Annotated in this window: 21 protein-coding genes and 1 pseudogene; 9 read left to right on the forward strand and 13 right to left on the reverse strand. The window is 35.7% G+C overall.

The window, feature by feature from the left end; translation table 11 throughout:
- The first annotated feature begins 1 nt into the window (after position 1).
- From OPF91_RS16155 to OPF91_RS16170, 4 genes are all read left to right on the forward strand, one after another.
- Complete coding sequence (locus tag OPF91_RS16155) at positions 2-1,348, forward strand: GntP family permease (protein WP_264989964.1); 1,347 nt, start codon at positions 2-4, stop codon at positions 1,346-1,348.
- A gap of 12 nt (positions 1,349-1,360) precedes the next feature.
- Entirely contained in the window at positions 1,361-2,761 is a 1,401-nt protein-coding gene (gene gnd, locus OPF91_RS16160) for a decarboxylating NADP(+)-dependent phosphogluconate dehydrogenase (RefSeq protein ID WP_264989965.1), read from the forward strand.
- Positions 2,762-2,881: 120 nt separating this feature from the next.
- Positions 2,882-3,388, forward strand: a complete 507-nt coding sequence (locus tag OPF91_RS16165) for a sigma-70 family RNA polymerase sigma factor (protein WP_264989966.1) — start codon at positions 2,882-2,884, stop codon at positions 3,386-3,388.
- A complete protein-coding gene (locus tag OPF91_RS16170) occupies positions 3,385-4,695 on the forward strand; it encodes a DUF4179 domain-containing protein (RefSeq protein WP_264989967.1) in 1,311 nt (436 codons plus the stop codon). Before OPF91_RS16165 ends, OPF91_RS16170 begins: the two co-directional genes overlap by 4 nt.
- A gap of 100 nt (positions 4,696-4,795) precedes the next feature.
- On the opposite strand, the gene yidA is transcribed toward OPF91_RS16170, so the two are convergent.
- Positions 4,796-5,605 (reverse strand): sugar-phosphatase, encoded by an 810-nt coding sequence (gene yidA / locus OPF91_RS16175; protein WP_264989968.1) that lies wholly within the window; start codon positions 5,603-5,605, stop codon positions 4,796-4,798.
- A 136-nt stretch (positions 5,606-5,741) separates the two neighbouring features.
- Entirely contained in the window at positions 5,742-6,332 is a 591-nt protein-coding gene (locus tag OPF91_RS16180; protein WP_264989969.1) for a TetR/AcrR family transcriptional regulator, read from the reverse strand.
- Positions 6,333-6,542: 210 nt separating this feature from the next.
- Here OPF91_RS16180 and OPF91_RS16185 point away from each other — a divergent pair, with 210 nt between their 5' ends.
- Positions 6,543-7,277, forward strand: a complete 735-nt coding sequence (locus OPF91_RS16185; RefSeq protein ID WP_264989970.1) for a glucose 1-dehydrogenase — start codon at positions 6,543-6,545, stop codon at positions 7,275-7,277.
- Positions 7,278-7,352: 75 nt separating this feature from the next.
- Here OPF91_RS16185 and OPF91_RS16190 read toward each other — a convergent pair whose 3' ends face one another.
- The 4 genes from OPF91_RS16190 to OPF91_RS16205 form a co-directional block, all read right to left on the reverse strand.
- Positions 7,353-7,832 carry a methylated-DNA--[protein]-cysteine S-methyltransferase gene (locus tag OPF91_RS16190; protein ID WP_264989971.1) on the reverse strand — a complete coding sequence of 160 codons (480 nt, stop codon included), beginning with the start codon at positions 7,830-7,832 and terminating at the stop codon, positions 7,353-7,355.
- Entirely contained in the window at positions 7,816-8,712 is an 897-nt protein-coding gene (locus tag OPF91_RS16195; protein WP_264989972.1) for a DNA-3-methyladenine glycosylase family protein, read from the reverse strand. The genes OPF91_RS16190 and OPF91_RS16195 overlap by 17 nt, the downstream gene beginning before the upstream one ends.
- On the reverse strand, positions 8,699-9,271 hold the full coding sequence (locus OPF91_RS16200; protein ID WP_264989973.1) for a bifunctional transcriptional activator/DNA repair enzyme AdaA: 573 nt from the start codon (positions 9,269-9,271) through the stop codon (positions 8,699-8,701). The genes OPF91_RS16195 and OPF91_RS16200 overlap by 14 nt, the downstream gene beginning before the upstream one ends.
- 137 nt (positions 9,272-9,408) lie before the next feature.
- Positions 9,409-10,362, reverse strand: coding sequence for a helix-turn-helix transcriptional regulator (locus OPF91_RS16205; protein ID WP_264989974.1), 954 nt, complete (start codon positions 10,360-10,362; stop codon positions 9,409-9,411).
- Between the two features lie 104 nt (positions 10,363-10,466).
- Here OPF91_RS16205 and OPF91_RS16210 point away from each other — a divergent pair, with 104 nt between their 5' ends.
- The 3 genes from OPF91_RS16210 (at position 10,467) to OPF91_RS16220 (ending at position 15,571) form a co-directional block, all read left to right on the forward strand.
- Positions 10,467-10,952, forward strand: a complete 486-nt coding sequence (locus OPF91_RS16210) for a GyrI-like domain-containing protein (protein ID WP_264989975.1) — start codon at positions 10,467-10,469, stop codon at positions 10,950-10,952.
- A 124-nt stretch (positions 10,953-11,076) separates the two neighbouring features.
- Positions 11,077-12,261, forward strand: a complete 1,185-nt coding sequence (locus OPF91_RS16215) for a helix-turn-helix domain-containing protein (protein ID WP_264989976.1) — start codon at positions 11,077-11,079, stop codon at positions 12,259-12,261.
- Positions 12,262-12,592: 331 nt separating this feature from the next.
- Complete coding sequence (locus OPF91_RS16220) at positions 12,593-15,571, forward strand: InlB B-repeat-containing protein (RefSeq protein ID WP_264989977.1); 2,979 nt, start codon at positions 12,593-12,595, stop codon at positions 15,569-15,571.
- Between the two features lie 154 nt (positions 15,572-15,725).
- On the opposite strand, the gene OPF91_RS16225 is transcribed toward OPF91_RS16220, so the two are convergent.
- The 4 genes and pseudogenes from OPF91_RS16225 to OPF91_RS16240 form a co-directional block, all read right to left on the reverse strand.
- Entirely contained in the window at positions 15,726-16,673 is a 948-nt protein-coding gene (locus OPF91_RS16225) for an L-lactate dehydrogenase (protein WP_264989978.1), read from the reverse strand.
- Between the two features lie 291 nt (positions 16,674-16,964).
- Positions 16,965-17,714: pseudogene (locus OPF91_RS16230) on the reverse strand (class I SAM-dependent methyltransferase).
- A 21-nt stretch (positions 17,715-17,735) separates the two neighbouring features.
- Positions 17,736-18,317: an O-methyltransferase gene (locus tag OPF91_RS16235; RefSeq protein ID WP_264989979.1), complete on the reverse strand. Its 582-nt coding sequence runs from the start codon at positions 18,315-18,317 to the stop codon at positions 17,736-17,738.
- Positions 18,318-18,585: 268 nt separating this feature from the next.
- A complete protein-coding gene (locus OPF91_RS16240; protein ID WP_264989980.1) occupies positions 18,586-19,434 on the reverse strand; it encodes an MBL fold metallo-hydrolase in 849 nt (282 codons plus the stop codon).
- 348 nt (positions 19,435-19,782) lie between these two features.
- Between OPF91_RS16240 and OPF91_RS16245 the strand changes: the two genes are divergently transcribed.
- Positions 19,783-20,964 carry a NupC/NupG family nucleoside CNT transporter gene (locus OPF91_RS16245; protein WP_264989981.1) on the forward strand — a complete coding sequence of 394 codons (1,182 nt, stop codon included), beginning with the start codon at positions 19,783-19,785 and terminating at the stop codon, positions 20,962-20,964.
- A gap of 593 nt (positions 20,965-21,557) precedes the next feature.
- Here OPF91_RS16245 and OPF91_RS16250 read toward each other — a convergent pair.
- The 3 genes from OPF91_RS16250 to OPF91_RS16260 are packed head-to-tail and all read right to left on the reverse strand — an operon-like array spanning position 21,558 to position 23,298.
- A complete protein-coding gene (locus OPF91_RS16250) occupies positions 21,558-22,280 on the reverse strand; it encodes a hypothetical protein (RefSeq protein WP_264989982.1) in 723 nt (240 codons plus the stop codon).
- Complete coding sequence (locus OPF91_RS16255; protein ID WP_264989983.1) at positions 22,273-22,716, reverse strand: hypothetical protein; 444 nt, start codon at positions 22,714-22,716, stop codon at positions 22,273-22,275. Before OPF91_RS16255 ends, OPF91_RS16250 begins: the two co-directional genes overlap by 8 nt.
- Positions 22,717-22,758: 42 nt before the next feature.
- Positions 22,759-23,298 (reverse strand): hypothetical protein, encoded by a 540-nt coding sequence (locus tag OPF91_RS16260; protein ID WP_264989984.1) that lies wholly within the window; start codon positions 23,296-23,298, stop codon positions 22,759-22,761.
- Positions 23,299-23,622 lie beyond the last annotated feature (324 nt).

Genomic DNA, 23,622 nt, shown 5'->3' on the forward strand with positions numbered 1-23,622 from the left:
CATGCCATTAGTTATTGTAGGAATTGGGATTATTGCGTTATTAATTTTAATTATGGGCTTCAAGCTCAATACATTTATCTCACTTATTATCGTTTCATTTGGTGTTGCCTTAGCATTAGGTATGCCTTTAGAGGAAATTGTTAAAACAATTGAAGCTGGCTTAGGTGGCACACTCGGACACTTAGCACTTATCTTTGGACTTGGTGCGATGCTAGGTAAATTAATTGCTGATTCAGGTGGTGCACAACGCATTGCCATGACTTTAGTCAATAAATTTGGCGAAAAGCGCATTCAATGGGCTGTTGTAGCTGCATCATTTATTATTGGGGTAGCGCTATTCTTTGAAGTAGGTCTTGTATTATTAATTCCTATTGTGTTTGCGATTTCAAGACAATTAAAAGTCTCTATTTTATATTTAGGGATTCCGATGACCGCCGCATTATCTGTCACACACGGCTTCCTACCTCCACATCCAGGTCCTACTGTTATCGCAGGTGAATACGGTGCGAATATTGGAGAAGTATTATTATATGGCTTTATCATTGCCATTCCTACTGTGATTTTAGCAGGTCCTGTATTTACGAAAATCGCTAAAAAATTAGTACCTGAATCATTTACAAAAACAGGTAATATCGCTTCATTAGGTGAGCAAAAAACATTTAAGCTTGAAGATACACCTGGTTTCGGTATTAGTGTGTTCACTGCCTTACTACCTGTTATTTTAATGTCGATTGCTACAATTATTACATTGCTGCAAAAAACGATGGGCTTTGAGGATAATAGCTTTTTAGCAGCCATTCGTTTTATTGGTGATGCAGGTACAGCGATGCTCATTTCATTATTAGTAGCGGTATATACAATGGGTATTGCACGCAAAATTCCAATCAAAACGGTGATGGAGTCCTGTACAACGGCCATTTCTCATATCGGTATGATGCTATTAATTATCGGTGGTGGCGGTGCATTTAAACAGGTGCTTATTAACGGTGGTGTTGGTGACTATGTGGCTGAGCTATTCTACGGTACAAATTTATCACCAATTTTACTTGCATGGATCATTGCTGCCATTTTACGTGTTTCTCTTGGTTCGGCAACGGTTGCTGCCTTAACAACAGCAGGGCTTGTTATTCCAATGCTTGGACAAACAGATGTGAATTTAGCATTAGTTGTACTAGCTACAGGCGCAGGTAGCTTAGTAGCCTCTCATGTAAATGATGCTGGCTTCTGGATGTTTAAAGAATACTTTGGCTTAAGCATGAAAGAAACATTTGCTACATGGACATTATTAGAAACAATTATTTCCGTAGCAGGACTAGGCTTTATTTTATTACTAAGTTTATTTGTATAAGGAGTGGAAACAATGGTCAATACAATTGGTGTCATTGGTTTAGGAGTTATGGGAAGCAATATCGCATTAAATATGGCGAATAATCATGAGCAAGTAGCGGTATATAACTATACACGAGATTTAACAGATCAGCTTATGACAAAGCTAGAGGGACAAACGCTTACACCTTATTATGAGCTAGAAACATTTGTTCAATCATTAGCGACACCACGCAAAATTTTTCTAATGGTGACAGCTGGTGCAGCAATTGATTCTGTTATCCAGTCTTTAATTCCATTGCTTCAAAAAGGCGATATCATCATGGATGGTGGGAACTCTCACTATCAAGATACGGAGCGCCGCTACAATGAATTACATGCACATGGTATCGGTTATTTAGGGATTGGCGTATCAGGTGGTGAAGTTGGCGCATTAACTGGTCCTTCTATTATGCCTGGTGGAGATCTTCATTTTTACAACGAGGTTGCCCCTATCTTAACGAAAATTGCTGCAAAGGCAGATGGAGAGCCTTGCTGCACATACATTGGTCCAAAAGGTGCAGGTCACTTTGTTAAAATGGTGCATAACGGTATTGAGTATGCTGATATGCAATTAATTGCTGAAGCTTATACATTTTTGCGTAACAATGTGGGATTAACTGTAGAAGAAATTGCTGCTATTTTTGATGCTTGGAATCAAGGTGAATTAAAAAGCTATTTAATCGAAATTACCGCTGAGATTTTACGCAAAAAAGATGATATCACAGGCTTACCATTAATCGATGTTATCCTAGACCAAGCTGGACAAAAAGGGACTGGTAAATGGACAAGTTTACAAGCAATTGACAATGGCATTCCAGCATCTATTATTACAGAGGCTCTTTTTGCACGTTATATTTCTGCATTAAAGGATGAGCGCACACAAGCACAAGCCATTTTAGCAGGACCTGCAAATCGTACACAAGCATTGGATAAAGAGCAATGGATTGAGCATGTACGCCAAGCGTTATATATGGCTAAAATTTGTGCCTATGCGCAAGGCTTTACACAATATAAAATGACATCTGAGCTTTATCAGTGGAACTTACCATTACAAAATATTGCGTTAATCTTCCGTAATGGCTGCATTATCCGTGCAGAGTTTTTAAATGTTATTAGTGATGCTTATGACAAACAAGCTGATTTAGCGAATTTATTAATTGCACCATATTTCGCTGACAAAACAGCTAGCTATCAACAAAGTTTACGTAATATTGTGTGTGAAGGCATTCAATCGGGTGTTGCCCTACCATGCTTAAGCTCATCATTAGCCTACTATGATAGCTACCGTACAGGTATATCGAATGCCAATATACTACAAGCCCAACGTGATTATTTTGGCGCTCACACTTATAAGCGTAATGATATGGAAGGAATATTCCATACAAATTGGTAATCAATCAAACAACATACATCTTCTGAACACTAGAAGATGTATGTTGTTTTTACTATACTGTTAAAAAAAAATGAACGAAATGCTTACATAATACATCTAATGACTAAAGGAGGCGTGCAAATGGATGAAATTGACCTTGCCAAACGTGCCATTAATGGAGATGAAACGGCTCAACTCCAACTCTTCGCTTTATATAAGGAATCGATGTATCGTGTTGCTTATAGCTATATGCGAAATGAGCATGATGCAAATGATGCACTTCAAGAAATGACCTATCAATGCTTGAAAAATATTCATAAGGTACAATCGCCACACTATTTTAAAACATGGCTAGTACGCATTGTCATTAATACTTGTTTAATGATGCAACGTCAGCAAAAGCGCATGGTGATTACCGATCAACTCATGGAGCAACCTCAGCATATGACAGAGCTATTTGAGCTAAATGACATTATTACGCAGCTTCCTACTGACCAACAGGAGCTAATTCATTTGAAATACTTTCAAGATTTAAAGAACAGTGATATTGCCGCATTACACAATATTCCTGAAGGTACAGTAAAATCTCGATTACATAAAACCTTAAAAAAGCTACGTCATTTATGGGGAGAGGGGGACATTTCATGAAATTAGTTGACCCAGAAAAATATACTGACTTACTGGATGCCATATCAGTAGACCAGCTCCACTCAGATGCTCAGCTACTTGCCTATCAACGCCTTAAAAAACAGAAGCTGCGCCAAAAACGATTTATACAACTAACATTAGCCGCTGCTTTTCTATTGCTTGTTATGATAGGCTCTATTCGTTTATCACCTGCTATTGCACAGGCTGTCGCACAAATTCCAGGATTAAAGCCCCTCGTTGAATTAATCGCCTACGATAAAGGCATGAAGGATATTGTCTATAATGAATACTTTGAACCGATGAATGAAAGTCAAACACGTAACGGTAAAACCCTTACCATTACGGGTGTTGTTGCTGATGAATCAGGTATGATGATTTCCTATAAACTTCATTCAAATGAAGATTTAGCAAATTTTAAATCGATTCTACCTGAAGTCAAACATAATGGGAAGCTTATCCAAGCAGCCGTTACAAGTAATTGGCCTGCTTACGACGAGGGCACATATGAAGTGGAAAATAAAATCGACGTTGTAGCAATCCAAGGCATGGATTATTCATCAAAGGACTTTGAACTACAGCTAACATTACATGAAGAACCAGAAACATTATTTGCTATTCCCTTTACCTTACAAAAGGATATTCAATCATCTAAGCACTACCCAATCAATAAACAGCTAATAGTAGATGGACAACGTTTTACCGTGCATGAGCTCATTATTTCACCATTGCGCTCTGAGCTAAAAATGTCCATTGATTCATCCAATTCTAAAAAAATCTTGAACTTTGGGGATATTCGTATTTATGATGAACAACAAGAGGAATGGGGGAAAATTCGCAACGGCATCGTCGGATTTGGACAATACGAGGATACACAGTTTAGCATTATGCTTGAAAGCAATTACTTCCGTACACCTAAAAATATGACGATTGAATTCCATAATATTGAAGCTATTAATAAAGAGGATGCATTTGTAATGATTGACTTTGATAAAAAGCAGGTCATTCATCAACCTACAACCATTCAACTAGACCTTGAAATTAAAGATCATTTTGAAATTCAATATAAAATGGCACCTTATCACAAAAAGGAACATACATTAGCATTTAATCATTTAATTGATGCAGAAGGCACACTTTATTATGCGAATCTATCCAGTATTTCTGAGGAAGAGAACTTTCTACTCATGTGGCAAGCATTCGATATCGACACTAACCAAAAACCTCCTGTTAGCCCCGTCAAATTAGAGATTGCACGCTATGGGCAGTATTTGCAGGGCGTTGGACGTATGCAGGTAGACCTTCAATAAACATGAAAATACTAGAATCACATATGCCTCTGTAAAATATGCATAAATTTAGCCATCTAGTAGCAATAAGAACTGCTACCAGATGGCTATTTTGTATATCTTATTTTAAAATCAATTCACGAATTGCATGTGCAACACCGTGTTCGTTATTAGAGATTGTCACATAATCTGCGACAGCCTTTACAGATTCAATTGCATTGCCCATTGCCACACCGCAACCTGCGTATTGAATCATGGATAAATCATTTTCATTATCCCCCATTGCCATGATCTCTTCACGTGCAATGCCTAATTTTTCAGCTAACTTTTGCACCGCTGTGCCTTTGCTTACCTCTTTATGAAGAATTTCTAAATAGAATGGTGCACTTTTGACAAGTGCATATTTTTCCTTCATAATCGCTGGCATACGCTCAATTGTCGCATCTAGCTTTGCAGGCTCATCAATAAACATGGCTTTCGGCATTTCAATATCTCGTGATACTTCATCAAATGTCGTATAACGGAAAGGTATTTTTGTGAGATATACCTCGTGTACGGTATAAGGGCTAATCAATTTATTTGTTGTATATAAACAGTTTTCATCAAAAAAGTGTAGTGGTGTTTGCAGCTCATAGCTTGTTTGATGGATTAACATTAAATCCTGATAATTTAAAAATTGCTTAAATAATATTTCATTTGTATAAGTACTTTGCACAATCGCTCCATTATTCACGATAACAAAGTCCTCTTCTCCATTCAATTGCAGCTCCTTTATGTATGATTGAACACCCGCTAGTGGTCTACCTGTACATAAAACAACCTTTACTCCCTTTGCACGTGCCTCCTGCAAAGCCTCTCGAACCTCTGCTGTCACTTCATGATTATTATTTAGTAATGTACCATCCATATCAATTGTTAATAATTTATACATAATCATTCTCCTTGTTATGTTAGCTTGTCTTTGTTTATTTTAACATACCTATAAGCCAAACGAGCGTATAAACATCAGAAAAATCAGATAACTACTAGTTTTCAACTCAGCATCGGATTTTATGAAAAACAGAGGCTTATGTCGATATATCAGAAACAACTTTCACTTCACCAAGAGGAGTCGTGTGTAAAAGTGCTAATCTTTCTGCCATTTCTTGAGGCGTACTTTGAAAACCCTGTTTAATCCAATAAATAAATAAGCCTAAAAATGCATATGTTTCATAACTATTTAAAATATCAATATCAAAGCCAATTTCTGCTTGTAAACTTAAATCTTTGCGACTAATACTCCCCATCGTATCACAAAAAATGTTTTGAGAGCCAGGAATCACCTCACCCATAAGCATAAGCGAAAATACAAATTGATTATTATAGACAAATTCAAAAATGGGGATGTTTGGTGTCGGATCAGCTAATGAAAACGACTCTTTTCCCTTATAGCTATCTCGGTAATATTGAGCAAGCTCCTCTAAATAGTCCTTAAAGATATCTGCCAATAGTTGCGTACTATTATCATAATGCGAATAAAATGTGACACGATTACAACCAGCTACCTTTGCAATCTCCGTTATAGAAATATCTTTAAACATTTTTTCCTTTAATAAGTCTAACATTGCACCTTTTAGTTTCTTGCGTGTTCGAATAATACGCCGATCTTCTGTTGCCATAGCTAAAGTCACCTAATTTCATACAAACTTTGTACAAAGTATAACACGACTTCAAAGCAGCTTAGCACAATAGCTATGATAAATATTCTGAAATAAGTGTTTTGAATTGACACCAGCTATTTAATTCTGTTAATTTACAATTGTAGTTTATTTCAATTCACCGTGTTGACTATCAACACTTCATCATTATATTTTAGGAGGAAACTCATTATGGCTCGTTTAGAAGGGAAAGTAGCGATTATTACAGGAGCTGCACAAGGTATGGGCGCTACCCATGCAAAATTATTCGTTGAAGAAGGTGCAAAGGTAATCATCACCGACTTAAATGAAGACAAAGGACAAGCATTAGCCACTGAATTAGGGACAAATGCTATCTTTGTAAAACAAAATGTGACAAGTGAGGAAGACTGGGCAACAGTCATTGCTAAAGCAGAAGAGGCTTTTGGTCCTGTCAATGTTTTAGTCAATAATGCTGGTATTACAATGGCAAAATCATTAATGCAAACAACTTTAGAAGAATACCGCCGCATTGTAGATATTAACCAAGTTTCTGTATTTTTAGGGATGAAAGCTGTGATTCCTTCTATGCAAAAAGCTAATGGTGGCTCAATTGTGAACATTTCCTCTCTAAATGGTTTAGTAGCAGGAGCAATTGGCTATACAGATACGAAATTTGCTGTACGTGGTATGACTAAAGCAGCCGCAATAGAAGCCGCACATTACAACATTCGTGTCAACTCTGTCCATCCAGGTGTTATTGCTACACCAATGGTTGTACAAGAAGATACAAAGGCAGCCGTAGAGGAATTTTCAAAACATATTCCATTACAACGTATTGCGCAACCAGAAGAAGTATCGAAAATGGTGCTATTTTTAGCATCTGATGATTCTAGTTACTCTACAGGGTCAGAATTCATTATTGACGGTGGTATTTCTGCAAGATAATCTATTCGGGCTGATATTCATTGGAAATCAGCCCTTCTTTTTGTATGATCTAATAGTAAAAAGAGTAGATCTCGTTTAAGACCTACTCTTTTTCATTGATTGCTCATGATTTAGTAACCACTCTTTTCGCCATAGACCGCCAGCATAACCAGTTAATGTGCCATTAGAGCCTATAATACGGTGACAAGGAACGATAATACTTAACTTATTTTTCCCATTTGCGCTCCCCACTGCCCGAATCGCTTTTTCATTATTAATAGCAATCGCTATGTCTTTATAGGATGCCGTTTCAGCATAACGTATAGTTGTTAACGTGCTCCATACCCTTTTCTGAAAATCTGTACCTTCCCACTGATAAGGAAACGTAAATTCGTGACGTAGCCCTTTAAAATACTCATCAAGTTGAGTAGAACATTCTATTAAAATGGGTGGTGCTGTCACCTGTTCTGCCTTTTCTTTGTCAGAAAATAATATCGAAATAATAGCCTTCTCTGTCCCCACTATTTCGATGATGCCAATGGGTGATTTGTAATCTAATTTATATGTTTTTTCCATATAATGACCTCCAAAGATAAAAGGTAGCGTATGCTTGCCACCCTTGCCAATTCACTGCATATGTTTCGATTTCATGGATTGTTGGTTTTTCTTCAAGGTTGAGTAAAACTTTTAACGCATTATGCAGACCGACATCTGTTATTGGAAATGCTGTACTTTGATGCAAGCAACGTAGCATCACGTAATTGGCTGTCCATGTGCCAATACCTCTTATGGAGACTAGTGATTTTTGAATATCCTGTGTTTCCAATAATTGCTCCTTTGAAAGGCTACCACACATCATTTCCTGCGCAATAAAAATAATATACTCAGCCTTTCTTGTTGTGAATTGCAAACATTTTAAATCCTCCACACTTAATCCTGCTATCTTTTCTACAGTTGGAAACATCCAAAATGCTTCTCCCTCAAAAATAACACACTCTCCAAACTGCTCAATAAATCGCTTTTTTAATGTGTACGCAAAAGTTAAATTAATTTGTTGTCCAACAATCGCCCAAACAAGCGCCTCAAATAAATCTGGAATACCGATAATTCTTAAACCATAGTAGCTATCAACAAGTGGCTTTAATACATCATCTTGGCTTGCCAGTTGATAAAAATCGTGTAAATCACTTTCTAAATCAAACCATTCCCAAATATATTGGGCTACATTTTGACGTACGATAGCTGGTGGATTCTCCGATACAAATTTCACCTGAATACAGGGATTCACATACGTCACTGTACATACAACACCTTGTATTACTTTATAGACAGCATCCTCTTTTATTTGATGAAGCACCTCTAAATTAGACCTGTCCAAAAAAAGTAAGCACTCTGCAAAGCTAAATTCCTTCGGTGGAAAAATCTCTATATAGTATTCATAATCATTCCACTGCATTTAGAAGCTCTCTCCTATATTCACTCGGTGAACAATTTTTTAAACTACGAAAGGCCTTATAAAAATTAGAGGTACTGTGAAAGCCCACTTCATAGCAAATTTCCAAATTCGTTAATGTTGTACTCTTCAAAAGATAGGCAGCTTTATCCACACGTATTTTTTCTAAGTATGTGCGTGGTGTTTCATTCGTTTCTTGTTTAAATAACCGTTCTAAATAATAAGGGCTCAAGCCAATTTGGTCGGCTATATCCTGTAACGTTAAACGTTGCTTATAGTGATTCACTAAAAACGTGATAATTTGAATCACCACCGCATCATGTGGCGAATGTTCAATTTCAGGCTGACATCTTTTACATGGACGAAATCCTGCCTTTTCAACAGCTTCCATATCATCATAAAAGGCTACATTGATTTTTTTCGGCTTCCTTGATTTGCAGGAAGGGCGACAATATATTTTTGTTGTTTTGACAGCTGTAAAAAATAAACCATCGTATTTGCGGTCACAAGCCATAATTTTCTCCCACATTTCTTCAAATGTAAGATTAATTTTGGTTACCATGTTACGCTCATCCTTTCTACATCAAGCTTGTAGTTCTCATTCTAGCAAGAAACACCACTCTATTTCGTCCTCATTCTTGCTGTTATGGTCGAGAAAAGAGTAGCTGAAATAACTTCCGACAGCCTTTGCCATTTTAGTTAACATTGACTTTGAATATACTGTGCTACTTTCTTCAAACCTTCTAAAACCTCTGCTGGCATTTCCTTTATCGTCATATCTTCACCTAAAAACAGCAACCAATTTATAATTTCCGTTACTTCCTCTGTATTTGCTGTATCAATAAAGATTCTTAAAATACCTGTCGTTTGGAATGGATTTGTATAAGAAAGAGAAAATTTTAAAGGATGGTATTTTTTAAATTGAGCAATTGCCTTTGGCGCTAATTCTAGCACAAGGTTGATCTCCTGCTGGTCACTAAGCTTTTGCAATACCTTCTTTTTATTCAGCCGTTTTTTCACCATAAAAGATGTGACATCTATTAGTTTATCGACAGCGAATATTCTCCTCTTTTCTTCCTTTAAATCCAAGCCTTCAATAAACCATACACCCTTTTCATGATAAAGATGGACAAGGTAAATTGAATATTGCCCCTCTTTTAGTGTGAGCAATAAATAACTGTCGACAAGAATGATTTGAATTAGCTTTTCTAGCATTGGATGTGGCAAATCAGATAGCTCAAGTAAATCAGGATTATGTGGATTTGTTCCTTCAAAAAGTAACATTTGATTTAACAATACAAGGTCATCTTGCTGCGTTTCCGAAATCAGACCTAGTAATTTTTCAGCTAATGATTGTCGACTCGTTAAATACGGTAGCTGCTGATTCCTCGTTGCCATAAAAGCAATAAAAAGCGCTTTAATTTCGTTATCAGTAAAGCGAACATTGGGTAAAATAGAATTATTCATCACAAAATAACCACCAGCTCGCCCAACCTCTGCGACAAGAGGCATCCCCATGGCTTCAATTTCTCGAATATCTCGAATCGCTGTCGCACGAGAAATATGAAATTCCCGCATGATTTCAGAAATGGTGAAATGGGAGCGATTATTGATATACCGCATAATGACATTAATCCGTTCGACTTTTTTCATGATGGACTCCTAAATAGTATCATTTTTTGATATGATTAAACGCTATTATAAACATATCAAATGAAAAGACAAGTCATTTGACTAAATCTAAAAAAAGGCAGGTTATGAGCATGAGCAATTATATTCTTGAAGAAAAAGAAGGTTTCACCGTATTAGGAATTGGTGTTGAATTAAAAAGTGATTACACAGATTTCGTTGGTATCAACAAAGAAAAATCTGATTTTTGGCAAGCAATCCAAGAGAATGGACAATTAGATACACTCAAAAATTTAGCAACAAATGATTATATTTTTGCTGTGAATGAAGCTGTGAATAACAAAATGATGCACTATGCGGGTGTTATGACAACAGCAACATTACCAGAGGCGACAAGAATCATTCAATTTCCTAAAGGTAAATATCTAGTTGTCAAAGGTGAAGCCAATACAGCCGAGGAATTAAGCAATCAGCTGACTGGTATTGCCTTTGGACAAGCTTTAGCAGAAGTAACGGATTATGCCTATGTTGGCGGTCCAAATACCACGGTGGAAATGGGCGAACGCAATGGTTTAGTATTTGGTGAAATGTGGATTCCTGTTGTGCAAAAATAAAAAAAGAGGGAAGGCAGATTACATAGCCTTCTCTCTTTTTTACCTTCTATCCTTCATTGTAATACGTCGTTTAAACGACTATAATTATGGTATAAAATTCTACTAAAAGAGGTGGTTCATCTATATGCAATACTTAACCACTGCCGAGATTGCTGAAAAATGGAGCGTTTCAATTAGACAAGTTCAACGATTGCTGGCTGAGGGACGGATACCAAATGCCCAAAAATACGGAAGGTCATGGATGATTCCATCTAATGCAGAAAAACCTACTAATCTAGGGAGAGAAAAAAGGCTACCCCAAGATTTATTTTCTTCCGACCTCCTCCATATGGTGGCTGCTACCTCTATCCCCATGCCTATACATAATCCTGATGCTATTCTAAATACTATAAATGATATCCAAGTACGATATGTCTATGAAGCCCATCTTGCTTATTTGCGAGGAAATTTCCAACAAACATTGGAATGCTACCATCAAACTAAAGGAGATGATGCAGCAAGATTATGTATCTCTTCAATAGCGATTGCAGCCGCTAATACTTTAGGCGATTATGCCACCTATATAGAAATCGAAACCTTTCTCAAAAGTTATATAAAGGATAGTACTAATGCCAGCGTTATTGCTATTGCAGAGCTTGCACTAAGTGTAAGTTCCATTACTTCAAATGTGGTACCTGACTGGATTAAGAAAGGCGCATTTGATGCTCTTCCATCTGGTCTCAAACCCTCGGCTCTCTATTTACGAGCAAGGTATTTTTATTCCATTAACCAGTTCGATGCCATGCTAGCTGTGGCACAAACTACATTGACACTAAACACTTCCAAGCAAGGAGTTACCTTCATGGATATCTATTTACGTTTAGCTTGTTCTATGGCATGTTATGCATCGAAGCAAGAGGAGGACGCCATACACTGGTTAGTGGATACTATGCACATCGCCTTACCTCACAGCTTTATTACACCGTTTGCAGATAGAGTAACAGCATTGGGAGGGTTATTGGAACGACATTTGTTACTCGAATTCCCTCAATCTTATGAGACCATCATTGCACAATGGAACTGTACATGGAAAAATTGGGTTATCTTCCACAATCGCTTTGCACAGGACAATCTTACGCTTATCCTATCTCGACGAGAACACCATATTGCCCAGCTTGTTGCACGCCGTGTTCCTTACACAAATATTGCAAAACAGCATAGTATTTCAGTGGGGAGATTGAAGAATATCGTATTGGAAATTTACGAAAAACTAGGTATATCTAACAGAGATGAACTTTCAAAATATGTTTTATGGAGCAAAAAAACGTGACTTTTTTAGAATGAAAAGTCACTACAAAAAATAGAGCTTTGCCCCTATGATGAGAATACATCGTCATAGGGGTTTTATAATTTCTAAATTTATGTATGAGGAGGTTTGAGTTAGAATATGAGCAATCTAGAAACGGCTATATACAGTAGTATTTTTACGATCATACTTGGCGTAATCTTTTATGTGAGATTATGGTGGGATGGTAATAATTTATCATGGAGATTTACTCGATGGTTTTTTGTTATTTTAGCTATTATTGTAGGCATTGTAGGGATATGTGTTTATTTAATGAGCTAATCTAATATTTTAAAAATTTAAAAGAAGGTGTTCTATGAAAGGGATTACTAGAGTTTTTTCACTTATAGTAGTGTTTTTTCTTATTTTGCAATTACTCTATACGAATCAAGTAAGTGCTCATACAAAAATACAAGTTGAGAACGATGCCATACCAAAATTTAGCTTTATTAATGATATGCCAAATGGAGTCACGACAACTAATAGCACGGTAACAGTACAAGTAAACAATCAGCTATCCGTTAATAATGTGATCTATGTCAAGAAAGATGCAACTGGGCAACATACTGGCGGTAGTTGGGAAGATGCCTTCACCGATTTACAATCAGCATTAGATATCGTCCAAAGTGGTCAACAAATATGGCTAGCAGCTGGGACCTATAAACCAACAATTAAAATAGACCCAGCAGACGAACGTACAGCTACCTTCCAGTTAAAAAATAATGTAGCGCTATATGGCGGTTTCAACGGGACAGAAACTGATTTAGCACAACGGAATTGGAGATTGAATGAAACTACTTTAAGTGGAGATATCGGGATAGAAGGCGATAATACAGATAATGTCTACCATGTACTTTATCATCCAGCCAGCTTACAGTTAGACGCTACAGCTATTTTAGATGGTGTGACGATTACAGCAGGAAATGCCAATGGTATTACTCCACATGAGATGGGGGGCGGCATGCTGAATGACGCAAGTAGTCCTACTCTAATAAATGTCACATTCCATGACAATTCAGCAATGGGCGGTGGTGGGATGATCAATATGAATAGTAGTAGTTCCTCTCTTACAAATGTATCGTTCCATGACAATTCAGCACAATTAGGCGGCGGGATAGTTAATTTTAATAGTAGTAGTCCCTCTCTTATGAATGTATCGTTCCATGACAATTCAGCAACAGATATTGGAGGTGGCATGCTCAATATAAATAGTAGTAACCCCTCTCTCATGAATGCAGTGTTCTATACCAATTCAGCAGATGGTGGTAGCGCTATAGCTAATGAACCTACGAGTAGCTTCACCTTAATAAATGCCACAATTAGCGACAATCAATCAAAAGATAGATTTTCACAAGGAATAAAATACCCTATTTATGGTGGTAGCGGTGTCATCCGAAACAGCCTTATCGTAGGTAATCATAATGAGCCTGCCCTTTTTAACTATACTGGGACAATTGAAAGTAGTTTATTGGACGTAGAGGACAATCACACAATACTAGCTAAATTCCACAAAACAAAAACAAATATAGAAACGACTATTTATAACTATGAAGATCTATTTACTAATGCAAGTACGTCCGATTATCGCCTAAAAGCACACTCACCAGCAATTAATAAAGGAGACAATAGACACAACAATACGCTAGTTGATCTTGCTGGTAAGACCCGTATTCAAGGGGGAATCATTGATTTAGGCGCATATGAAGCAGGTTTTTATACTGTCACATACAATAAAAATGAGGCGACAGATGGCGATGTGCCAGAGGATCATACAATTTATGAGGAAAATAATTCAGTAACCGTACATGCAAATAGTGGTAATTTAGGAAAAGCGGGCTATGCGTTTACTGGCTGGAATACACATGCCGATGGTAAAGGTACACATTATGCCGAAAATACAACGTTCCAAATGGGCACTAACAATATCACACTATACGCTCAATGGACGAAAAATCTAGCGAATGCCACAATCCTGTATGATGCAAACGGCGCAACAGGTGGACAAGTACCTCAAGATTATACAATATATGAGGAAAATGAAAGTGTCACAGTATTAAATAATAGTAGCAATCTCATAAAAGTAGGTTATACATTCAAAGGCTGGAACACACAAGCTGATGGCAAGGGTATAGCCTATATGCCAAATGATACATTCAAAATGGGTGCAACAAATGTCATACTCTATGCTCAATGGACAACAAATCCAACCTACCAAGTGCAATATGATGCAAATGGCGCACTACCACGGGACAATAAAAAATATGAGGAAAATGAAGTAGTAAAGGTTCAAGGCAATAGTGGTAATCTGATGCGAGCAGGTTATACATTTGCAGGCTGGAATACACAAGCTGATGGCAAAGGTATAGCGTATACGGAAAACGCAACATTTCCAATAGGTAAAGAGAATGTCACACTGTATGCGCAATGGATTGTAAGCTCGCCCCCAACAGGAGGTAATACTACACCACCAGCATCAAATGACAACAATATACCACCATCGAATGATTATTATTTTTCTCCTGTAGTACCTGTAAAAATTGCGTTTCACACAAATGATGGTACAGTGATACCACCAATTGAATTGACTTCTAATACAAAAATAAATAATTTACCTGTGCCGACAAAAGAAGGGTTCCGTTTTGCTGGCTGGTATCAAGATGCAGCTTTTACAAAACCATGGGTAGATGGCGCACTTGTAAAGGAGAGCTTAGCACTCTATGCGAAGTGGACACCATTACAAGTAGACGAGCCTATAACGCCACAAGAACCAACTGCTATTGTAAAATTCCAAGATTTACAGCAATATTGGGCAAAGGACATGATTGAGGAATTAGCAGCACAGGGCATTATTCGAGGTTATGAAGATGGCACTTTCCGTCCAGAGGAATCTATTAGTCGTATGCATGTTGCACTATTATTAACAAGAGCTTTCTCATTCGACAAAGTACGGACATCAGATGATTTTTCAGATGTCTCACCAACCCATCCTTATTATGATGCGATTAAGACATTGCAACAGGCTGGGATTATAGATGGTTCAAATGGAGCTTTCCTACCTACTGAAAACATGACTCGGGCACAATTAGCCAAAGTGCTTGTTGGTGTGCTTGGATTAACGCCTGAAAGTAAGAGCTCCTTTATGGATGTTGCTAGTGATCATTGGAGCACAGGCTATATTGCCGTGTTAGAGCATGAAGGAATTGCTCTTGGGGATAATGGTTATTTCCATCCGAATGCTCCTGTCACACGCGCACAGTTTGTAGCATTTTTGTATCGTATTATTCATAATAAGTAGAACCACAAGATGACTTTCAAGTTACTTAGCTAAAAAATGATTAAGGTATTGTATCTTGGTTCGACAGATTTTTTGCATCGAAAGCGAAGCGTCAAATACAGAAGACTTCACCTTCAATGCTCCTGAACCAAGATAAATCCCTTAATACTCCTTCTTAAATAACTGACTTCATCGTCTCTTTCAGTACTTGAATAGAATGACTGAATTGTTCTTTTTCTGTATCATTAAGTTCAATTTCAATTATTTCTTGAATCCCCGCACGATTTATCTTTGCTGGTACGCCGATATAGACATCGTTTTGTCCATATTCTCCATTTAGATAAGCGGATATAGTTAAAATGCTATTTTCATTATTAAGAATGGCCTTCGTAATTCGTACAAGGGACATGCCGATTCCATAATATGTTGCGCCCTTGCGTTCAATAATTTGATAAGCCGCATCACGAACATTAATGAAAATATCGTCCAAACATTCTTTTTTGAAATCTTCCTTGCGCTTTAAAAGTGTATCGAGATGCTCAATACCAATCATCGTATGACTCCAAACTGGAAGCTCTGTATCGCCATGTTCTCCAATGATTGCAGCATGGACATTTCTTGTGTCCACATTGAAGTATTGTCCCAATGCAAATCTGAGTCGTGCAGAGTCTAATACTGTTCCAGAGCCAATTACACGTTCCTTTGGTAGGCCTGATTCCTTCCATGTAACATATGTTAAAATATCTACTGGATTCGTTGCCACTAAAAATATGCCATCAAATCCACTTGCCATAATGTTTTTGACAATTTCTTTAAATATTTTTGTATTCTTTTCAACTAATTGTAAGCGAGTTTCCCCTGGTTTTTGTGCTAATCCAGCCGTAATAACAACCAAGTCTGCACTGCCACAATCTTGATAAGAGCCGCTCCAAACATGGACTGGTGAAGGCGCAAATGGCATACCATGATTAAGATCCATTGCCTCGCCCTCAGCTTTTGCTTCGTTCACATCAATTAGTACTAGTTCCTCAGCTACCCCCTGATTAATCAAGGAATACGCATAACTGCAGCCTACAGCTCCTGTCCCAACTAGCACAACTCGGTTTACTTTTTCTTTATTCATTATCGTCAATCTCCCTTCAGATGAAAAATTAAAGAACTAAATTAAGATTAGAATAGCCTCTTTATCGCTAGCTATCAAGCTGTTCAAATATTCTTCATTTTTCATACTATAAATTCCCAATCATCCCCTAACATCCTTTAAGAAAAAATTTTGAATACCATAATGAACTGCTTCCCCATGATTAGATGTGTCTAGCAATGGGGAAGCAGTTCATTACTCACGATATAACTCTACAATAGGTACAAACAAAAAGGAGCTTATTCGACAGCTCCCTGATAGTTTATCAATAATTTAAAACTTTTTAGATGCTTTTATGATAAAAGTTGCAGGAACCAATTGTGCCTTTTGGGTTGAATACCATTTTGAAGGATTTTCCGAGGGAGTGTCAGGCAAGGCAACCTCATCTATTACCTTTTCAATTATGAATCCAGCTTCTACTAGTGTATTTATATAGGTACTTAATTTTCTATGATAAATAATCACATTATGATGCCATGCTTCATTATACTCTGGTCCCTCAATATTATAAGATTTACTAAAATTAAATGATGACTGCTCATAGGATAAACGGTCATGAAGAGGGTGCTCCCAGCTAAATATAAAAATCCCACCTGGCTTTAAATAACTATATATATTTGATAATGTTTGTTGGAGGTCAACAGTCCACCCTAAAGCATAAATAGAATATACAATATCAAAATAACTATTTGGTATTCCTGGATTTACTTCCATAGGAGATTCAAATAAATTTACACTTGCTTGTTAATTTGATAATAAATGAGTAGCAGTTTCTATTTGTTTTGTTGAAAGGTCTAATCCCCATAACTCTTTTGCACCTTTATTCGCCATATATTCTAATGAGTGTCCACTACCACATCCAATATCCAAAACCCTTTTATCTGAAATATCATCAAATAAGTTAAGGTCATTTTCGCTTAAAGCAAAGGGGCCGTATTCAGGAAGTGCCGTTCTTCCGAAAAAACGTTCTGCGGATTTATCCCAGCCTTCCTTATTCATATTCAACATTTTAGCTACTTCCATAGATACACTTCCTATTCTAATTTACTTTATCTTTGTTGCCAGTATTGCAGCTGAATTTGGTGTTAAATAAATTTCTGTTGCTATTAATCCACTATGATTTAGCCAATATTCCCTAACTTTATCCGGCTTCCCTTTCCATTCATTTGGAAATTGTTCTTCTGGAGTAAAATCATCCATAAATAACATTCCCCCAACATTTAATGTATGAAATAATAGCTCTCCTTCAATCGTTTTTGCAGCTGCTGCATCGGCAAAAATAAATTGAAACGGTCCTTTAGCAATAACCTCTTTCCAATCACCATAAATAAATTCAGCCTGTTTATGTCTAATGTGGTGAGCAGTAGCATCAATTTTTTCTTTTGAATTATCCACCGTAATAAATTTTGCTGTTGGAGCAATAGAAGACAGTATCCAAGAACTCCCTACGCCAAAACCAGTGCCAACCTCAAGAATTTTCCCATGTGTTATTTGCCCAACGAGAACTGATAATAGTCTTTCAGCTTCATCTGAACAAGAGTTTTCAAAGTTATTCCTTTCAGCTAATAACTTGCTAGCTTGTACTAATTCTGGAATATATGTATTTGAGCAATATAAAGTAGACATTAGACTAACCACCTTCATTTTCTGCAACAAATCTGCTCATGAATTCATTAAATTCTATAAAAATAGACAATAATCCTTCTTGAATTATTGTCTTTAATGGTTTATAGGTTGTGATTAATTAGTGCTCTTAAATGAAGCTTAAGTAAGACAAATACAATCTCAACAGCTACTTAAAATGCAATTAAATTATATATCACTTCTAGATATTTTTTATTTAAATAAAAAATTGCATTCAAACCAGCTATTTCGTAATATAAAAACACATTTTTCAATAGCCATTAGTAAATTCATCTATTACCTCTAATTCATCATCAGTCAGTTCCCTATTCACATATTGCTTATAATTTTCTACTATTTTTTGTTTTTCACCTTTGAAAGTATCTGTATATGTTGCAATGGTTCTAAGCATTGTGATTTCTTGATTGAACTCCTCTTTTGAAATCGGTCTCCAATGGGAAAGAATATACGTTTCTGCGTCAAATGCTTCTAGTGTATCTAACAGTTGAAGCGTTTCATTAATTTTGTAATTCCTCTTTTCAGAAAAAATATCACAATAGATACAATCCCCTAAAAACAGAATCTTTTCTTCTTTGATATACACAACTACAGAATCTGAAGCATGACTTCCGCCAACATGTTGTACGATACAGGTCACTTCCCCAAGATCGATTTCCAGCTGTTTTTCAAAGATTACATCTGGTAATACAATTGTGATATTTCTTTGATGAGGAAATTCCTTTTTTATCGCATCTGCACAAAACTCAATCTCTGTTCCTTCTTTAACTCGTGCATCTAGAGCTTCATCAGACCATGAAAGATGTTGTAATTTTTCTATTGCCATCTTTGTTTCTTTTGAGGAAATGGATACTGCATTTGTTAGAGCTGAGAGTCCGAAAATATGATCCCAATGCCAATGTGTAAGGACAACCATATCTGGATTTGAAACGTTTCTTTTTAATAATTCATCTAGAAAATATTTGGCATGGTTTTCCGAGTTACCTGCATCAATCATTAATGTCTTATTTTTGCCAACAACCATTCCCAATATTGGCCGATCTGTCTCTGATATTGGTGTGATATACCAAAAACACTTACCTATTTGCTCTATAGAATGCATATAAAACACGCTCCTTTATGATTAACAAGCTGAATCACTCCATTTGATATAAATAAAATTTAGTGAAACGGTCTTTCTTTGTATTATTCAATCCAATACGGGCAACATAATGTCAGAAACAATATGTAATGAATTGAATTACACCTTAATTTTTGAAAATGTACATTTATAAATATACATCATCACATATTTCAATACGAACATTAAAATACTCACCGATACTTCTAGATAAAATGATTTCGTGCTTACTTATACTAAAATAATTATTATCAGCTTTTAATATTTGAAATTACCCCTTTCTATCTTTATAATTAGGCAGTTGTTTGTTTTTAAATTAGGAGGTTTCACGTGCATTACATTATTTCTATTTTAGGTATTTTTGTTGTATTGTTTTTGGCTTGGTTAGCAAGTACTAATCGAAAAGACATAAAATTCAAGCCAATTATAGCGATGATTGTTATTCAAATTCTTTTATCATTGTTGCTGTTAAATACAGAGGTTGGATTAATCATTATCAAGGGTATAGCTACTGTTTTTGGGACACTGCTTGAATTTGCGAATGAAGGGATTTCCTTTGTATTTGGAGGCTTAGCAAACGAGGGTGAATCACCTTTCTTTTTAAATGTCTTACTACCGATTGTCTTTATTTCTGCATTAATTGGTATTCTGCAGCATCTAAAAATCCTGCCATTCCTTATGAAAGGTATTGGGTTGTTATTAAGTAAAATAAATGGTCTGGGCAAGCTTGAATCGTATAATGCTGTTGCCTCACTAATGGTTGGACAGTCTGAGGTTTTCATCACATTAAAAAAACAACTCGGTCTACTTTCCAAACAGCGCTTGTATACTTTATGTGCTTCAGCGATGTCAACTGTATCAATGTCCATAGTTGGAGCGTACATGACGATGTTAGAGCCAAAATATGTTGTCACAGCTTTAGTGTTAAATTTATTTGGTGGCTTTATTATTGTTAGCATCATTAATCCGTACACAATTGGTCCAAGTGAGGATATTTTAGAAATCCAAGAGCATGAAAAGCAATCTTTTTTTGAAATGCTCGGTGAATATATTCTCGATGGTTTTAAGGTTGCCGTTATCGTTGGGGCTATGCTGATTGGTTTTATTGCATTAATGGCGGGATTCAATCATGTATTTGAGCTAATATTCAATATCTCTTTCCAGACGATACTAGGGTATGTATTTGCTCCAATTGCTCTAATTATGGGCATTCCTTTCTCAGAAGCGGTTAACGCTGGCTCCATTATGGCAACGAAACTGCTGACGAATGAATTCGTGGCAATGTTAGATTTGTCTGGAGGCAATCATCACTTTAGTGAACGTACAACAGGAATTCTTTCTGTCTTCCTCGTTTCCTTCGCCAACTTCTCCTCCATCGGCATTATCGTCGGAGCTGTCAAAAGCCTGAATGAAAAACAAGGAAATGTTGTCGCTCGTTTTGGACTAAAGCTTTTGTATGGTGCTACACTTGTGAGTATTCTTTCGAGTATTATTGTTAGTTTTGTTTTATAAATAGAAGTTTGAGGTTGGGACATAACTAAATGATTACTTCAAAAAGCCGAATGATAGTAGGCATAACTAATCTAAATTAAAGAGAAAAAGCCGCACTATGAAGGAACATTTCACAATTGTTTCTTCAATAGGTCGGCTTTTTGAGTGGCTAAAATACTTTTGTCTCAGTCTCTTTTGAGCTTTAGGGTTCTGTCTTAATAGTCTAAGTAGGGTTAACCAAACAAAATAATAGCATATTTAAATTATTAATTAGCGTACGAATAACGTATCTTATATTTTCAACGGCTAGAACGAAATATTATCGTGGAGCCAGTGTAAACCAATGTATCACCTCGTATAAAATAAGAGAAGGCTATAAAGATTTGACTTTTAATGATTTGGGTTATAACAAGGATTAAATAAAACCACTCAAAATATTGAAACATCAACGTTTTGAGTGGTCTTTTTAACAACTTCACTTATTTGTGATAAGGTTCTCCGTGATGGGGCTAAGTGCGGTTTGTGACACCCACCTACACGAAAACACCTCACTTACTTATGATACGGAGCACCGTAATATGGAAAATTACAGTTTTTTCTTTTTGTGCAATTTTCTATATAATCGCTTTAAATAAGGCGTCTTTAACTTTTAATTTCAATTCTGAAGTTTCCTTGTATAAAATAATATTTTTTGATTTTACATCAAAAGGTAATTCTTCACCAAATTTAGATATTAAAATTGTGTTTTTACCTAAAGCATGAGCAATTCCTAATTCATAAAACACATTTGGATTTCTACCATTTAGATTAACTATTATTATTCTTGCTTCCAACATTGATTTAATTATACTTGGTAATATTTCACCCTTAATATGTTTTTCATCGCCTCTTATACATTTTAAAGATAAATTGGAACATACATCTCTTACAGCCACAAAAGTTTCCCATTCTATATCTTGAAATGGCGTTAACATAAATACTAATTCAGAATTAAATTCTAAGGATTCTTCATCAATTCCCATATTTTTAATAAATGCCTTAGTATCAAAATACTTATTATTCATTAAAACATCTTGTTCATAATTCAATTTTTGTGCATCATATATTAAATGATTCATCTTATTCCATCTAATATTATCTTCTGAAAGTTTATAATTTATTTCATAAATTTTATTCTCCAGTTCCTGTCTCATTTGCTCTAATTCAATTTTTTTCAATATGTCATCATATCGCATTTTTTTTCTGTTACTTTGAATAGTGAAAATAGTTGTCATCATAACTAAGACCAAACTCATGATAGCGACCAATAAAGCCGCTAGTTCCTTATAATCAATCATTTAATTTCACCCCTGTAAGTAAAAATATAGTCGCTATGTATATTATGACAATAGAAATTATATATGAACACAATATCAAACCGCATAAAGAAACCCATTCTGTTACCTTCTTATTATCTAAACAGTATATATCAAAAGCTTTTTTAGATAGTGCAAAAGCAATTAGTGTCGCACAAAAGAATAATAGTAAACAAACTATAGCATTTAATAGTAATCCATTATCATATTTATTACTAATAACTAATATTGCACTAGTAATAAAAGAAATAGAAAGAATACTTATATCACCCGGTAACATAATCATTTCTTTTCCTAACCCTATCCATGTAAAATTGTGATTAACTATTAATTTAATCAACAATGTTAATATAACTACTAACATTGGTAATATTATATTTATTGTTTCATTAGATAGAATGTCCATTAAATCCCCCATATTAAATCTACTGATAACCTCTATTCATCAATTATAATACAACTAAAACCCCACAATATAATTCTTCTGAAGTTCACCCTTCATATAATATTCAATTACTACATGCCTTGCTATAAAGTTAATTTCATAATAAACACCAAGTTGGTAGCGACAAACATGTTGCGGAAATGTTTTTCCATCGTAGCTCCAAAGATTATCAAATGAATCTTTTGTGAGGGCAATTAACCTTTCTCTATCTTTATCTTTTTCTACTTTATTATTTGTAGATTTTTTCATCTCAATAGCAATTAAATTATCTTGCTTTATATTTTCCCCTCTACTATGCACTATAATGTCACATGTAATAGGAATAACTATCTCTTTACCATTCTTAATTGTTTTAAGTTTTCCTCCTTCATTTCTATTGTGCTCCACATCAACATGATATTTAGAAAAGTTGGTTTCACTTATTTCCCTTGCTAAATATTTCATTAACTCTCCACATAACGATCGTTCAGAAACACCACTCAAAATAAAGGTGCTCTGCTCTTGTAGAAAATTCCGACTTGCCTTCTCAAAGATTCTAACTATCTCCTGTATCATAAACACCCTCCAGTAACATATAAATTTAAACCTTTTTCACATAACGTGAAGTGCTTAAATGCTGATTTCAGCATTTATTATACTTAATCTGTTCTTGTCTCTTGGTTTCCTTTATTTTCCCATTATATTATCTTTCACCTGTTTGGACATAGATTGGAATTTAACCATATCACCTAATTCCAATCTTCCTTTCATCATGCCCCTTCCTATGAAAAAACCTTGAATAACAAACGTTATCCAAGGCTCCTCTTATTTAAGATCATTTTAATACTTTTCTTACCAATATCATCTTGAATAGCTCTTTTACATACTTCATAGCTCCAA

The organism is Lysinibacillus piscis (assembly GCF_026012395.1).
Classification (GTDB): Bacteria; Bacillota; Bacilli; order Bacillales_A; family Planococcaceae; genus Lysinibacillus; species Lysinibacillus piscis.